This window comes from Bradyrhizobium prioriisuperbiae (genome assembly GCF_032397745.1).
Taxonomy (GTDB): Bacteria; Pseudomonadota; Alphaproteobacteria; order Rhizobiales; family Xanthobacteraceae; genus Bradyrhizobium_A; species Bradyrhizobium_A prioriisuperbiae.
In genome coordinates, this window is sequence record NZ_CP135921.1 from 6,765,837 (window position 1) to 6,780,719 (window position 14,883).

The window sequence follows — 14,883 nt, forward strand, 5'->3', positions numbered from 1 at the left end:
CTTCCGATGACGTGGTCGATCATTGCCAGAGACCACGACACCGGGCGGTTGGCCGTTGCCGTCGCCACAAAGTTCTTCGCCGTGGGAGCGCGCGTACCGTTCATTGCCGCCGGCGTCGGCGCCATCGCGACCCAGGCACTGACCAATTCGTTTTACGGCGTCAACGGCCTGGCGCTGCTGGGCGATGGTCTTTCGCCCGATGAGGTCGTCACGCGGCTGATCGCGGAGGATGCGGGCCGCGATCATCGTCAGCTTCATATGATGGACGCATCCGGCCGAATCGCCGCCCACACCGGCGCCGTATGCGTGGACTGGTGCGGTCATCTCGCCGGTGACGGCTTCTCGGTGGCCGGCAATATGCTGACCGGCGCACGGGTGATCGAGGCGACCGCCACAACCTATGCGGACAACAGATCCTTGCCGTTTGCCCGGCGGCTGATTGCGGCGATGCGCGCCGGCGAGGCAGCCGGCGGCGACAAACGCGGCAAACAGTCCGCGGCGCTGCTGATCCATGGTGTGGAGCAATGGTCCGATCTCGATCTGCGCGTCGACGATCATGTTGATCCGCTGGCCGAGCTCGAACGCCTGGAACGGGTCAGCCGGGAGCGCTGGGAGCATTTTCGCCGATTTCTGCCGGGGCGTGCTGATCCTATCGGCGTCACCGATCGTGCGGTCATCGACGCCGGTATCGCGGCATCGCTTGCGAACGACTCATGATCCCGACATCGGCACGAGGCATGTCGGCACGACACATGCAAGACAGCGATTGCGGCGCCCTGCCGCGGAATAACCCGATCGGGCCGGGGTTCGTCCCCGCAAACGTGGCTGCGCTCGCCACCGATCCAGCGCAACACAACAAAGGAACCAACGCATGACCAGCCTGCGGCTCGCCAGTCTCGTTGTTTTCGCCTTGCTGTTCTCCAGCCTGCAGGTGGGCGCGCAAACCACGCTGCGGATCGGACTTGCCGAGGATCCCGACATCCTCGATCCCACGCTGGCGCGCACGTATGTCGGCCGCATCGTGTTCGCCTCATTCTGCGACAAGCTGTTCGACATCGACGCCAAGCTCAACATCGTGCCGCAGCTCGCGCTGTCGCACGAGACCTCGGCCGACGGCAAGGAGGTCACCATCAAGCTGCGGCCCGGCGTCAAATTCCATGACGGCGAGCCGTTCGATGCGGACGCGGCCAAATTCTCGCTGGACCGGCATCTCACCATGCCGACCTCCTTCCGCAAGCCTGAACTGGCCGCGCTCGATCATGTTGACGTGGTCGATCCCCTGACCATCAAACTGGTGCTGAAGACGCCGTACTCGCCGCTGATCGCGCAGCTGACCGATCGAGCCGGAATGATGGTGTCGCCCAAGGCTGCCAGGGAAGCCGGCGACAAATTCGGCCTGAAACCGGTGTGTGCCGGTCCCTACAAGTTCGTCGAGCGGGTGCCGCAGGACCGTATCGTGTTCGAGAAATTCGCCGACTACTGGAACAAGGACCAGATCTTCATCGACCGCATCGTCTATCTGCCGATGGTCGATGCCACCGTGCGGCTCGCCAACCTCAAGTCCGGCGGCCTCGATCTGCTGGAACGCCTGCTGGCGACTGACATCAAGGATGTGCGCGCCGATTCCCGGCTCAAGCTCTCGACCGCACTCGAACTCGGTTATCGCGGCATCACCCTCAACATCGGCAACGACAAGGCCAAGGGACCGCTCAGCCAATCCGAAAAGGTGCGCCAAGCGCTCGATCTCTCGATCGATCGCGAGGCCATCAATCAGGTCGTGTTCAACGGCGAGTTCGTGCCGGGCAACCAATGGGTCAGCCCCGAGCATCCCTATTATCAGAAGAGTTTTCCGGTTCGCGGTCGTGACGTCGCGAAAGCCAAGGCGCTGCTGAAGGAGGCGGGGATCACTGGACGGATTGCCGTCGACTTCATGGTGCCCAGGGGCTCGGAGAACGAGGCCGTCGCGCAGGTCATCCAGTCGATGACCGCCGAAACCGGCTTCGACTTGAAGATTCGCGTCACCGAATTCGCCACCTCGCTCAAACAGGCGGAAGCCGGTGAGTATCAGGCCTATTATCTGCAGTGGAGCGGGCGCATCGATCCCGACGGCAACAGCTACGTTTTCCTGAAAAGTAACGCCCCGCAGAACAACAGCGCCTATTCCAGTCCGGACGCCGACAAGGCGCTCGATGACGCCCGCACGGTGAGCGAACCGGCGCAGCGCAAAACGATCTACGAAAAGCTGACTGCCGCCGTGCTGCGCGACGAGCCGATCATCTATATCTACCACGCCCGCACTTTGATCGCGCACACCACCAGGCTCGAAGGCTACACCCAGATGCCGGATGGTTTGGTACGCGTGGTCGGGCTGAAGCTGAAGTGAACAGCACGCGCATGCGGACGTCGCGCCAAAGGCCGGGGAGGTCGCCTTGATCTTTCTTGGCCGACGGTTGCTGCAGATCATTCCGACACTGTTCTTCGTGTCGATCCTGATCTTCTCGCTGCAGCAATTGCTGCCGGGCGATCCGGCCCTGGTGATGGCCGGCGAGGAGCGCGATCCCGCCGTCATCGCCCAGATCCGCGAACAATACCGGCTCGATCGGCCGTTGCCGGTGCAGTACGTCTATTGGGTCAAGGGCGTGCTGTCTGGCGATTTTGGGGAATCCCTGCGCATCAAGGTGCCGGTGCGAAGCCTGATCGCCCAGAAGCTGCCGGTCACCATGCAGCTTGCCGGCATGGCGATCATCATCGCGCTGCTGATCGGCATCCCCGCCGGCATCCTTTCCGCGGTCAAGAAAGGCACGCCCTGGGACTATGCAGCGAACCTGTTCGCGCTGTGGGGCATCTCGACGCCGAACTTCTGGCTCGGCATCATGCTTATATTTTTGTTCTCGATCGAGCTGAACTGGCTGCCGGCATCGGGTTATGTGTCGCTGGCGGAGAACTGGAAGGCCAGCCTCGCATCAACCATCATGCCGGCCTTCGTGCTCGGCAACGCCATCGCCGCCGTCCTGATGCGGCACACCCGCAGCGCCATGCTGGAAGTGCTGGAGAGCGATTACATCCGCACCGCGCGCGCCAAAGGACTGAGCGAGCCGGCGGTGATCATCAAGCATGCGCTGCGCAACGCACTGACGCCAGTCATTACGCTCGGCGCGCTCGAACTCGGCACGCTGCTGTCAGGCGCCGTTCTCACCGAGCAGATTTTCTCCATTCCCGGGTTCGGCAAACTGATCGTCGACGCCGTGTTCAACCGTGACTATGCCGTGGTGCAGGGCGTCGTGCTGGTGACGGCGACCACCTACATCGCGCTCAATCTGATTGCCGATATCGCCTATGTGCTGGTCAATCCACGGCTGAGGTCTTGACCATGACCGATCTCGCCAAGACCTTCGCCGAAAATATCCCCGGCGACCGGCTGGAAAGTCCGGGGCGGGCGGTGCTCCGACGGCTCAGGAGAAGCCCGAGCGCGATCGTCGGCATGGTCGTCATCGTGTCGTTCATCGCGATGGCGATCCTGGCGCCGCTGATCGTGCCCTATGATCCGATTGCCACCAGTTGGTCGACGGTGCGCAAGGCGCCGTCAGCGTTGCACTGGTTCGGCACCGACGATCTCGGCCGCGATGTGCTCAGCCGGGTCATTACCGGCGCGCGGGCGTCGCTTCTGGCCGGCCTGATCTCGGTCGCCATCGCGCTCGGCATCGGCGTGCCGCTGGGGTTGCTAGCCGGCTATCGCGGCGGCTTCATCGATGCACTGATCAGCCGGATCACCGATGCGATGCTGGCGTGTCCGTTCCTGATCCTCGCCATTGCGCTGGCGGCCTTCCTGGGGCCGAGCCTGGGTAATGTCATGATCGCCATCGGCGTCACCACCACGCCGATTTTCATCCGGCTGACCCGCGGACAGGTGTTGAACGTCAAGGTCGAGGAGTATGTCGAAGCGGCGCGCGCGCTCGGCAATCCGCCGCTGCGCATCGCCTGTGTCCACATCCTGCCGAACATCCTGCCGGCGCTGCTGGTGCAGGCGACATTGTCCATTGCCGCCGCCATCATTGCCGAGGCGGCCTTGTCGTTTCTTGGCCTCGGCCAGCAGCCACCGTCGCCGTCCTGGGGCAGCATGCTGAATGCGTCGCAACGCTTCCTGAGCAGCGCGCCCTGGATGGCGCTGTGGCCGGGGCTGGCAATCTTCATTGTGGTGCTGTCGTTCAATCTGTTCGGCGACGGCTTGCGCGACGCGCTGGATCCCAACGAGAGATAGCTGCGGCAAATCGTTACGTTTGCAAATCTGACGCTGGTATGAATGGCCCGCGCAATATTCAGGGCCGGGGGAACACGGCGATTGTTACTCTATAACGTCGACAGGCCCGGTTGGCCGTGCTAGCCGTTGGACCAGACCAACGAAAGATTCATCGCACGTTATGCTCGCAACCCTGGCCCAGACGGGACGATTTCACCATCCGGCTTTGCGCCGGGTGATGGTCGTGCTGTGCACGCTGGTCTATCTGGTTGCCGGCGCACTTCATGGCGCTTGCGATATCGACGTCACCAAGCCGGCTCCCCAAGGGATCCGAGACGGCATTGCCGTGATATCTGCGGTCAGCGACGTCGGCCACAACACCGCCGACAAAGCTCTCATCGCCGATCATCATTGCCACGGCTGTTTTTCGGTCTCGATTGCTGATCCCGCGACGACGCTGGCGCCGGTCGCATTCGCCGGCCCGATCCCTGTAGTCGCGCAACCGGACCAGGTTGGTGCCGCGCCCATGCTGGAAACTCCGCCACCAAAACATCTGACCTGATCAACCGCCACCGGGTGTGCCTGCACGCCCCAAGCTGTCGTTTTTCGAGGTCCGATCGATGTTGTCCAAATGTGCTGCGGCACGCCTCATGGGCGCGTGGCTGTTGCTGGTCAGTCCCTGGCTGATCACGCCATCCGACGCGCAAACGCTCAATCTGCAGACAGCGCTGCAGCGTGCGCTGGCTGCCAATCCACGGCTGACGTCGGCCGAGCGCGATGTCGGCATCGCCACCGGCCAGCGCATCCAGGCGGGCGCTCTGATCAATCCTGAACTGTCCTATGAACAGGACAATTCCCTCGGCTCCGGTCCCTATCGCGGCACGCGATCTGCCGAGACCACGCTGCAGATCAGCCAGTTGTTCGAATTGTTCGGCAAACGCGAGGCCCGCGTCGCCGCCGGCGCGGCGGGTGTCGATGCCGCGGTGTGGCAGCGCCGGGCGACACGCCTGGAAGTGTTGTCCGAGACCGCGATTGCCTTCCTCACCGCGCTGGGAACGCAGCGCCGCATCCAGATCCTGGACGAGCAGACCGCCGCGATCGATCGACTGACACCGTTGCTGCAGCGGCGCGTCGATGCCGGCGCCTCGTCCCCGGCGGAAACGGGGCGGGCGCAGGTTGCTTCCGACCTGTTCAAGGCCGATCGCGAGCGGGTCAAGGCCCAGCTTTCGAGCATCCGCCGCGATCTCGCGGTGCTGATGGGCGAGACGACGTTCAGATATTCCGTGGTGAGCGGACGGCTGGACATCGTTGGCCGGCCGCCCGCGTTCTCATCCGTGCTTGCCGCGATTGACGCCAACCCGCAGTTGATCCGCTGGACCAGCGTGTTCGCCCAGCGCAATGCTGAACTGCTGCTGGCGCGGCTGAAACCCTATCCGGATGTGCGGCTGAGCGCGGGCTGGCGGCACTTCAATGACACTGGCGACGATGCGGTGCGTCTCGGCGTCTCGATCCCGATCCCGCTGTTCGACCAGAACCAGGGCAACATCCTGTCCGCCCAGGAAAACCTCGCCAAGGCCGGCGCCGAGCGTGCCACCAACAAGGCGATACTGATCGTTCTTGCCGGGCGAGCCTATGACTCGCTGCAGGGATCGCTGCGCGAATTGTCGATCCTGCGAGAGTCGGCGATTCCCAAAGCGCGACAAGCCGCCCGCGCCATCGAGGATGGCTACGGCCAGGGCCGCTTCACGCTGCTCGAGGTGCTGGACGCGCAGGCGACGCTGGCGCAGGCCCAGCTTCGTGAGCAGGAGGCATTGCAGAATTTCCACGTCGCGGTCGCCGCCATCGAAGGACTGGTCGGCAATCCGTTGCTGCTTGCGCGAGGGGGCGCCCAATGAAGAAAGCTGTTGGACCCATCGTCGCGTGTTTCGTTGTGATCGCAGCCGTAGCCATTGCGATTGCGGCGCTGTTTCCGGTGCAGCAGGCGACTGCACCGCAGAAGCAGGCCGCTCACGGAGAAGCCGAGAAGGATGATCACGGAGCCGATCGCGTTGAGATGAGCGATGACAAGGTCGTCGCGGCCAGCATCAGCCTGGAAAAGGCCGGCGCTGCAACCCTGAGCGACACGCTGCTGATCAATGGAACGTTGCGCGCCAACCAGGAAGCCCTGGTGCAGGTGACGCCGCGGTTTCCCGGCGTGGTCCGCGACATCCGCAAGCGGATCGGCGACCGCGTCCAGAAGGGCGACCTGCTGGCGACCGTGGAGAGCAACCAGAGCCTGACATCGTATGACCTCAAGGCGCCAATCAACGGCACCGTGATCGATCGGCAGATTTCGCTGGGCGAATACGCCAGCGAGCAGAAGCCCGCCTTCACCATTGCCGATCTCTCCACCATTTGGGTCGATCTCTCGGTCTATCGCGCCGACATCAGGCGGATTCATATCGGCGACAAGGTGCTGATCGATCCGGAGGACGGCGATCCGTCGGCGGAAGCCGAAGTGTTTTACGTCTCGCCGATCGGATCCAGCGAGACCCAGAGCGCGCTGGTGCGCGCCGTGGTCGCCAACCATGCGGACGGCCATTTCCGCCCCGGACTGTTCGTTCGCGCGCAATTGTCCCTGACCGGCCGTCCGGTGCCGGTCGCGGTCAAGCTTGGTGCGTTGCAGACCCTGGAGAACAAGACCGTGGTGTTTGTGCGCGAGGGCAACGTGTTCGAGGCGCGGCCGGTGCGGATCGGCGACAAGGATGCCCGGTTTGCCGAGATCCTGTCCGGCCTTTCCGCGGGCGATGTCTACGCCGTCGACAACAGCTTTGTCATCAAGGCCGAGATCGGCAAGGAGGACGCCGCTCATGATCACTGACACATCGCGGCGTCGCGGCGCATTCGTTGCCGGCAGCGGAGGCTTCCACTCATGATCGACGGCATTCTTGCATTCGCGATCCGGCAGCGCTGGCTGGTGATGATCGCGGCTCTCGGCGTGGCCGCGTTCGGCGCCTGGAATTTCACCCGGCTGCCGATCGATGCGGTACCCGACATCACCAACGTCCAGGTTCAGATCAATACCCAGGCGCCCGGATACTCGCCGCTGGAAACCGAGCAGCGGATCACGTTCCCGATCGAGACCGCAATGGGGGGCCTGCCCAAGCTGTTGTACACCCGCTCGTTGTCGCGTTACGGCCTGAGCCAGGTCACCGTGGTGTTCGACGACGGCACCGACATCTATTTCGCGCGCCAGCTGGTCAACGAACGGATCCAGCAGGTCAAGGACCAGCTGCCGCCGGGCGTCGCCACCGCCATGGGGCCGGTATCCACCGGTCTCGGTGAAATCTACATGTACACCGTCGAGGCCAAGGCGGACGCGCGCAAACCGGATGGGAACGCTTTCACGCCGTCCGATCTGCGCACCATCCAGGACTGGATCGTCAAGCCGCAGCTGCGGCTGGTGACCGGCGTGGTCGAGGTCAATGCCATCGGCGGCTTTACCCGGCAGTTCCACGTGCTGCCGGACCCGGCGCGGCTGATGGCCTACAAACTCGGCTTCCGCGACGTGATGACGGCGCTGGCCGCCAACAACACCAATGTCGGCGCCGGCTATATCGAGCGCAATGGCGAGCAGTATCTGGTCCGAACCCCGGGGCAGGTGGGCAATATCGACGAAATCAAGGATATCGTCATCGGCTCCCGCAGCGGCATTCCCGTCCGCATCCGCGACGTGGCCGCGGTCACCGAGGGACGCGAACTGCGCAGCGGCGGTGCCACCATCGACGGCGAGGAGACGGTGCTGGGCACCGCCATGCTGCTGATCGGCGAAAACAGCCGGGTGGTGGCGCAACGGGTTGCGGCCAAACTGACCGAGATCGCCAAGTCACTGCCTGATGGTGTCGTGACCCGGACGGTCTATGACCGCACCCGCCTGGTGGAAGCCACCGTGGCGACCGTGGAGAAGAACCTGATCGAAGGCGCGCTGCTGGTTATCGCCATTTTGTTTCTGCTGCTGGGCAACATCCGCGCCGCCATCGTCACCGCCTGTGTCATTCCGCTGGCGATGCTGTTCACCATCACCGGCATGGTCGAGAACAAGGTCAGCGCCAATCTGATGAGCCTGGGCGCGATCGATTTCGGCATCATCGTCGACGGCGCCGTCATCATCGTGGAGAACTGCCTGCGGCTGCTGGCCGAGGCGCAGCACCGGCGCGGACGTCTGCTGACAGCGACGGAGCGCTTCGAGACCATTCTCGAAGGTGCGCGCGAGGTGATCAAACCGAGCCTGTTCGGCACCATGATCATTGCCGTGGTCTATCTGCCGGTGCTGACTTTGACCGGGGTCGAAGGCAAGATGTTCACGCCGATGGCGCTGACGGTGCTGATGGCCTTGCTGGGCGCGGCGATTTTCTCGATGACATTCGTACCGGCCGCCGTGGCGCTGCTGGTGACGGGGAAGGTGTCCGAGAAAGAAAACATCGTCATGCGCGGCGCCCGCCGCGCCTATCTGCCGCTGCTCGATCTTGCGATTCATTTTCGCAAGACCATCGCCATAGCTGCGGCGCTGATCGTGATCGGCAGCGGCTTTGTCGCGACCCGAATGGGCGGTGAGTTCATCCCGAGCCTGGATGAGGGCGACATCGCATTGGCGGCGATCCGGATTCCCGGCACGAGCCTGACCCAGTCCCTGGAGATGCAGATGGCGCTGGAACGGCGCATCCGCCGGATCCCGGAGGTCAAGGACGTATTTGCGCGCACCGGCACCGCGGAGGTCGCGACCGATCCGATGCCCCCGTCGATTTCGGACGGTTATGTGATGCTCAAGCCGCGCAGCGAATGGCCCAATCCCAAGAAGCCGAAATCGGAGATCGTCGACGCGGTCCAGAAAGCCGCCGACGAGATTCCCGGCAGCAAGTACGAGATCTCTCAGCCGATCCAGCTTCGGTTCAACGAGCTGATTTCCGGCGTCCGCAGCGACATCGGCATCAAGATCTTCGGTGACGATCTCGATACCCTGCTGAAGGTGGCCCAGCAGGTGCAATCGGTGATCCAGCCGATCTCCGGCGCCGCCGACGTCAAGAGCGAGCAGGTGTCGGGGCTTCCGGTGTTGACCGTGAAGATCGACCGTCCCGCGCTGTCGCGTTACGGCATCAGCGTCAGCGATGTCCAGGGCCTGGTGGAAATCGCCGTCGGTGGCAAGGACGTCGGCAAGGTGTTTGAAGGCGACCGCCGTTTTGACATCGTAGTGCGTCTGCCGGAGCACTTGCGCGGAGATATCGACGCCATCCGCGCACTGCCGATTCCGCTGCCCCCGGTGGATGCCGAGCAGGCTCCTGTCCGCGCAGCCTGGACCGGATCGTCGCCGGCGCCGATGCGTTATGTGCCGCTGTCGTCGATCGCCCAGGTCGATGTCGCGCCGGGACCGAACCAGATCAGCCGCGAGAACGGCAAGCGCCGGATCGTGGTCACGGCCAACGTGCGCGACCGCGACCTCGGCTCGTTCGTGGACGAAGCGCAGCGACTGATCGCAGAAAAGGTCACGCTGCCGGCGGGCTACTGGATCGGGTGGGGCGGCCAGTTCGAACAGTTGGTGTCGGCGACGCGGCGGCTCACCGTCGTGGTGCCGGTCGCGCTGCTGCTGGTGCTCCTGCTGCTGTACATGAGCCTGGGGTCGGGCGCGGATGCGCTGCTGGTGTTCAGCGGCGTGCCGCTCGCGCTCACCGGCGGCATCGCCGCGCTCCTGCTGCGCGGCATTCCGCTGTCGATCAGCGCCGGTGTCGGGTTCATCGCTTTGTCCGGCGTGGCAGTGCTCAATGGCCTCGTCATCATCACCTTCATCGAACGGCTGCGTAGCGAGGGCCGACCGCTGCGCGAGGCGGTCCGTGAGGGAGCGTTGACCCGCCTGCGGCCTGTGCTGATGACGGCACTGGTCGCCTCCCTTGGCTTCGTGCCGATGGCGATCGCCACCGGCGCCGGCGCCGAGGTGCAGCGCCCCCTTGCCACCGTGGTGATCGGAGGCATCATCTCGTCGACGATCCTGACGTTGCTGGTGCTGCCGGCGCTGTACGTCCTGTTCCGGCGCGAGACACCGCAGCCACAGAAAGTGGGGTGACGATCTCGGCCGCCGAGCCTATGGTTTCGCAGCCCCGACGAGGACACATGGCTGACACCGAAAGAGGGCGCCCGACTGGTTCTGCCGACGGGCGGGACCTGCGTCTGGATCTGTTCCGGGGGATCGCGAACTGGGCGATCTTCCTCAACCATATCCCGGACACATCGCTGATCTGGCTGACCACCCGGAATTACGGCTTCAGCGACGCCGCCGATCTCTTCGTTTTCATCTCCGGATATTCCGCGGCTTACGTCTATGCCAGGAGCATGCGGACCAATGGCTTCATCGAGGGCGCCGTCCGGCTGCTCAAGCGCGTCTGGCAGATCTATGTCGCCCATGTCCTGCTGTTCGTCGTTTACGTCGCAGCGATTGGTTGGGTCGCTCAGACCTACGGTCATTCGCATCTGCTGAACGAATTCAACGTGGCGGTTGTGATCGAGCAACCGATTGCCGGCCTGACCCAGGGGCTGCTGCTGAAGTTCAAGCCGCTCAATCTCGACGTGTTGCCGCTCTATATCGTTTTGATGGCGCCGTTCCCGCTGGCTTTGTGGGCCATGATCCGCCGCCCGGATCTCGTGCTCGGCGCGTCGTTTGTGCTCTATGTCGCTGCGAGGCTGTTCAGCTGGAATCTGTCGGCGTATCCTTCGGGCAGCTGGTTCTTCAATCCGTTCACCTGGCAGTTTCCGTTCATTCTCGGCGCCTGGTGTGCGCTCGGTGGAGCGGCCCGGATCCAGAAAGCCATGCAGACACGTGCGGTGATCTGGATCTGCGCCGCCTATCTACTGTTCGCGCTGCTGATCATGTTGTCAGATAATTTCGCGCCGGTGGCGCGCATCGTGCCGTCCTGGTTGTCGGCGGCGTTTCTTCCCATCGACAAAACCAACCTCGGTCCATCCCGTGTGCTGCATTTCCTGGCGCTAGCAGTGCTCGTGACCGCGATGCTGCCGCGCCAGTGGCCCGGACTGAAGTCGCGGTGGTTGTGGCCCCTAATCATCTGCGGCCAGCATTCGCTCGAGGTATTTTGCGTCGGTATCTTCCTGTCGTTCGTGGCGCACTTCCTGCTCGAGCTGATCTCGACGTCGCTGGCCGCACAAGCCCTCGTGGGCCTGCTGGGATTCGCGATCCTGACCGCCGTCGCCGCGTATCGTGGTTGGTCGAAACGGTTGGAAAAGCGAAGGGCCTGATCATGCGCCATCACATCATCTTGTGACTGCTCACCGGCCGCATCAACCTGATGTTCAATATCGCGGCATCGTCCGCGCCCTATGTCGGCGCGGGCAAGCTGACCGCCCTGGCCGTTGGCCAGCCAAAGCGAACCGCCATCATGCCGGATGTCCCGACCATGGCGGAGGCCGGTCCGCCCGGCTTCGACGTCGGCGTCTGGATTGGGCTTTTGGCGCCGGCCGGAACAGCGCCTGAGATCATTGCCACTCTCGATGGGGCTCCACGATGCGCAGCGCCAATCATCGATTAGGGAGGCCCTGAAAGCCCAGGGAATCGACCCGCTGGGAAGCCGCCCGGCGGAATTCGCCGAGTTTATTGGAAACGACATCCAGAAATGGAAGGATCTGATGGCAGCCACCGGACTGAAGGAATGAGGCACACATTGCTCAAGGTTTCCATTGGTTTGCGGTGAAATTGTCGATTGCGGAGCGTCCGGTATAGGATGATCGCCAAAGCCAGCGATTACCCCCGGGGAGACTCCAGTGGACATCCGATTTCTTGACGCACGAACCGCCCGCGGATCGATCGACCAGCATCTGTGCCATCTCGTTGGGGCCATCGGCACGCCGGGTTTTGAGCGCGCCATGCTGGCGCTGGCCAAACAAACCATCCAGTGCGCCCACCTGACCGCCTTTTCCGTCTCCAAACTGCGGCCGCCGCGGGTTCTGCTGGCGGTCAATGACGGCGACCTGCCGATCGCCCGCCGGCTGGCGTCGAAATACATCCAGGATTACTGGTCGCTCGACCCGGCCAACAGCGTCGTTGCGAACGAACCGCGCACCGGGTTCGGGGCGATGATCAGACTGCAGTCGGAGGAGATCGAGGACGCGTCCTACCGCCGCGACTGCTATCGATCGGTGCATCTCATCGACCGGGTGTCGATCGTGCGGTCGCACGGCCGCGATACCGTCCGCCTCAATTTCTACCGTGACGGTCCCCGAGGCAGGTTCACCGACGGCGATCTCGACGTGGTCGCGAACCTGGCAAATCTGCTGGGGCAGGTTCTGCAAAAGCATAACGACATCCGGCCATCTCTGAGCAAGGAGGACCGGTTCGAACAATATTGCAATCGCCTCGGTGCCATCGCACCGCAATTGTCGAATCGCGAAATCCAGATCTGCGCCGAGATCATCCGTGGGCTGAGTTCGCAGGCCATCGCCAGCAAACTGGGGGTCAGTATCAACACCGTCCTGACCCATCGCAAGCGCGCCTATGCAAGGCTGGGGATTTCCAGCCAGAATGAATTGTCGCACATGCTGCTGCATTGAGCATCAGCCCGGCACCGAATGCGCGACACGCATAGATGATGCCGCACGGGCTTGACCCGATGCAGGTCGCGCGGTGTAGTCCATGTCAGCCGGATTCTGACCGGCTTGATTCAGGAAGAACCCTTAGACGAGGACCATGGAAGAGCTGCCGCTGACGGGAGCCGTTCAAGGCACGCTGCTGCGTCCCGGTAAACGCTCCAAATGGGGGATCATCGTCATATCCGGCACCAGCGGCCGGCTGGACATCGGCCGCGCGCGGCTGTTCGCGCAGCATGGCGTCACGGCGCTGGCACAGCGATGGTTCGGCGGCGAGGGACAGAGCCCGGGCATCTGCGAAATCCCGCTCGAGACCTTCACCGCGGCGATCGATCGCCTGGTTGCCGACGGCTGCGAAAAAATCGCATTTCTCGGCGTATCGCGCGGCGCCGAAGCGGCGCTGCTGATGGCCGTCCGCGACAGCCGCATCGATGTCACGATCGCCATCAGCCCGACGCCGGTGGTCTGGGCCAACAACGGTCCGGGATTGAAGGGGGAGGCATGGTATGCGCAGTCCTCATGGACGTGGCGCGGCAAATCATTGCCCTTCGTCGCCTATGACCCGCGCTGGCGGCCGACGGAGACCGTCCGCGTGCGTTATCGCAGCCTGTTCGAAAAGAGCCTGGTGACCTTCGCCGAGAACGTTCCCGCCGCCACCATCCCGATCGAGAAGGCGCGCGCCACCTGCTTTCTGATCTGCGGCGGCGACGATGCGATCTGGCCGTCGCTGCGGTTTTCCGAGATGATCGCTGAGCGCCTGCGGCGCGCGAACCGACGATGTCACGTCATGAGCCATCCGGATGCCGGACACCGCGTGATCTTTCCCGGCGAGCCGGAGATCACTGAGCCGAGCGAGCGCGCCTGGGGCGGCAGCCTCGGTGCTGATCGCGAACTCGGACGCATCGCATGGGCAAAGATCGCCGAACTGATGGAAATTCGAAACGCCCCGGCATCACCGTCAAGCGGTTGAAATCTGACGCCCGCGCGCGACTGAAGTGACCGGCGCGTGCAGGGCGCCCACCATCTTTCCGAGACTGATGAAATCGAGCTTGCGCGGCGAGGTTCGCCGCCATACCAGACCGACGCTGCGGCTTGGTTGCGGTTCGGCGAACCGCAACAGTTTGACGCGATGGTCGCGCAATTCGACATCGATCGCGACCTCGGGCACCAGCGTGACGCCATAGCCGCACGCGACCATTTCCATGATCGTCGCGAGACTGGTGGCGCCGAGACTGGCATTCACGCGGCTGCGCGCCTTCGTACAATAGTCGAGCGCTTGATCGCGCAGGCAATGACCTTCCTCAAGCAAAATGAGCTTGCGCACTTCAACGTCGCTTGGTGTGACGCGCGCATTGTCCGGTAACGGATCGTCCACCGGCACCGCCAGCAGAAAGCGGTCGGTCAGGACGTGCAGCGTTTCCAGCTCCGGCGTATCGACCGGCAGCGCCATCAACAAGACGTCGAGCGCACCGTGCGCCAGTTCGGCGAGCAAAATCTTGGTTTGTGTTTCCAGCAGGTCGAGAAGCAGGTCCGGATGCTCATGCTGCAGCCGCGGCAGCACATGCGGCAACAGATAAGGCGCCAGCGTCGGAATCACGCCAAGCCGCAGGGTTCCGCTTAGTACCTTGGTTCGATGATGCGCCAGGTCGACGAGGTCGCGCGTCGCGCTGAGGATGGCGCCGGCGCGTTGCGCAATCTCGATGCCGACCTCGGTCAGGACCGGCGCGCCAGGGCGCCGCTCGAACAATTCGATGCCAAGAAATTCCTCGAGTTCGCGGATCTGCATCGACAGCGCTGGCTGACTGACGGCGCATTCCTTCGCGGCGCGTCCGAAGTGCTGGCATCGGGCAAGCGCATCGAGGTATCGAAGTTGCCGCATCGTCAACATGGCGGGAGAATAATGTTGGTGCTGTTCCAGTGCAAACGAATTGCGCACATTCTACGTGCCGCGCGCATTTGGCGCGCCCGGCTGAGAACGTACTCCGATGGAGTGAGACGAGACTCGTCGCCTCAAGAGCCGATCA

At 63.5% G+C, this 14,883-nt stretch carries 13 protein-coding genes; 12 read left to right on the forward strand and 1 reads right to left on the reverse strand.

All coding sequences use genetic code 11. The features are described from left to right. Positions 1–6: 6 nt before the first annotated feature. The 12 genes from RS897_RS31930 (at position 7) to RS897_RS31985 (ending at position 13,829) form a co-directional block, all read left to right on the forward strand. A complete protein-coding gene (locus RS897_RS31930; RefSeq protein ID WP_315832666.1) occupies positions 7–717 on the forward strand; it encodes a DUF1028 domain-containing protein in 711 nt (236 codons plus the stop codon). Positions 718–871: 154 nt separating this feature from the next. Further along, positions 872–2,383 (forward strand): ABC transporter substrate-binding protein, encoded by a 1,512-nt coding sequence (locus RS897_RS31935; RefSeq protein ID WP_315832667.1) that lies wholly within the window; start codon positions 872–874, stop codon positions 2,381–2,383. Positions 2,384–2,429: 46 nt separating this feature from the next. After that, positions 2,430–3,368: an ABC transporter permease gene (locus tag RS897_RS31940; RefSeq protein WP_315832668.1), complete on the forward strand. Its 939-nt coding sequence runs from the start codon at positions 2,430–2,432 to the stop codon at positions 3,366–3,368. A 2-nt stretch (positions 3,369–3,370) separates the two neighbouring features. Next, a complete protein-coding gene (locus RS897_RS31945) occupies positions 3,371–4,258 on the forward strand; it encodes an ABC transporter permease (RefSeq protein WP_315832669.1) in 888 nt (295 codons plus the stop codon). 160 nt (positions 4,259–4,418) lie between these two features. Further along, the gene (locus RS897_RS31950; protein WP_315832670.1) at positions 4,419–4,799 is read left to right on the forward strand and encodes a hypothetical protein; all 381 of its coding nucleotides are present in this window, start codon (positions 4,419–4,421) and stop codon (positions 4,797–4,799) included. Positions 4,800–4,857: 58 nt separating this feature from the next. Beyond that, positions 4,858–6,132 (forward strand): divalent metal ion exporter subunit IhpA, encoded by a 1,275-nt coding sequence (ihpA, locus tag RS897_RS31955; RefSeq protein WP_315832671.1) that lies wholly within the window; start codon positions 4,858–4,860, stop codon positions 6,130–6,132. Next, positions 6,129–7,097 carry a divalent metal ion exporter adaptor subunit IhpB gene (ihpB, locus tag RS897_RS31960; protein ID WP_315832672.1) on the forward strand — a complete coding sequence of 323 codons (969 nt, stop codon included), beginning with the start codon at positions 6,129–6,131 and terminating at the stop codon, positions 7,095–7,097. The genes ihpA and ihpB overlap by 4 nt, the downstream gene beginning before the upstream one ends. 51 nt (positions 7,098–7,148) lie before the next feature. Next, positions 7,149–10,331 carry an efflux RND transporter permease subunit gene (locus tag RS897_RS31965; RefSeq protein ID WP_315832673.1) on the forward strand — a complete coding sequence of 1,061 codons (3,183 nt, stop codon included), beginning with the start codon at positions 7,149–7,151 and terminating at the stop codon, positions 10,329–10,331. Positions 10,332–10,378: 47 nt separating this feature from the next. Continuing rightward, positions 10,379–11,515: an OpgC domain-containing protein gene (locus tag RS897_RS31970; RefSeq protein ID WP_315832674.1), complete on the forward strand. Its 1,137-nt coding sequence runs from the start codon at positions 10,379–10,381 to the stop codon at positions 11,513–11,515. A gap of 26 nt (positions 11,516–11,541) precedes the next feature. Beyond that, positions 11,542–11,805 (forward strand): tripartite tricarboxylate transporter substrate-binding protein, encoded by a 264-nt coding sequence (locus RS897_RS31975; RefSeq protein WP_315838809.1) that lies wholly within the window; start codon positions 11,542–11,544, stop codon positions 11,803–11,805. A 232-nt stretch (positions 11,806–12,037) separates the two neighbouring features. Beyond that, positions 12,038–12,823: a response regulator transcription factor gene (locus tag RS897_RS31980; RefSeq protein ID WP_315832675.1), complete on the forward strand. Its 786-nt coding sequence runs from the start codon at positions 12,038–12,040 to the stop codon at positions 12,821–12,823. A 136-nt stretch (positions 12,824–12,959) separates the two neighbouring features. Then, positions 12,960–13,829, forward strand: a complete 870-nt coding sequence (locus RS897_RS31985) for an acyl-CoA thioester hydrolase/BAAT C-terminal domain-containing protein (protein ID WP_315832676.1) — start codon at positions 12,960–12,962, stop codon at positions 13,827–13,829. On the opposite strand, the gene RS897_RS31990 is transcribed toward RS897_RS31985, so the two are convergent. After that, on the reverse strand, positions 13,818–14,747 hold the full coding sequence (locus RS897_RS31990; protein WP_315832677.1) for a hydrogen peroxide-inducible genes activator: 930 nt from the start codon (positions 14,745–14,747) through the stop codon (positions 13,818–13,820). The two genes, RS897_RS31985 and RS897_RS31990, sit on opposite strands and share 12 nt — an antisense overlap. Positions 14,748–14,883 lie beyond the last annotated feature (136 nt).

What these genes read in the sequence shown, in the direction of transcription:
- RS897_RS31930 (WP_315832666.1), top strand. Translation starts at nt 7, where the DNA reads ATGACGTGGTCGATCATTGCCAGAGACCACGACACCGGGCGGTTGGCC.
- RS897_RS31935 (WP_315832667.1), top strand. Translation starts at nt 872, where the DNA reads ATGACCAGCCTGCGGCTCGCCAGTCTCGTTGTTTTCGCCTTGCTGTTC.
- RS897_RS31945 (WP_315832669.1), top strand. Translation starts at nt 3,371, where the DNA reads ATGACCGATCTCGCCAAGACCTTCGCCGAAAATATCCCCGGCGACCGG.
- RS897_RS31950 (WP_315832670.1), top strand. Translation starts at nt 4,419, where the DNA reads ATGCTCGCAACCCTGGCCCAGACGGGACGATTTCACCATCCGGCTTTG.
- ihpA (WP_315832671.1), top strand. Translation starts at nt 4,858, where the DNA reads ATGTTGTCCAAATGTGCTGCGGCACGCCTCATGGGCGCGTGGCTGTTG.
- ihpB (WP_315832672.1), top strand. Translation starts at nt 6,129, where the DNA reads ATGAAGAAAGCTGTTGGACCCATCGTCGCGTGTTTCGTTGTGATCGCA.
- RS897_RS31965 (WP_315832673.1), top strand. Translation starts at nt 7,149, where the DNA reads ATGATCGACGGCATTCTTGCATTCGCGATCCGGCAGCGCTGGCTGGTG.
- RS897_RS31970 (WP_315832674.1), top strand. Translation starts at nt 10,379, where the DNA reads ATGGCTGACACCGAAAGAGGGCGCCCGACTGGTTCTGCCGACGGGCGG.
- RS897_RS31985 (WP_315832676.1), top strand. Translation starts at nt 12,960, where the DNA reads ATGGAAGAGCTGCCGCTGACGGGAGCCGTTCAAGGCACGCTGCTGCGT.
- RS897_RS31990 (WP_315832677.1), bottom strand. Translation starts at nt 14,747, where the DNA reads ATGTTGACGATGCGGCAACTTCGATACCTCGATGCGCTTGCCCGATGC.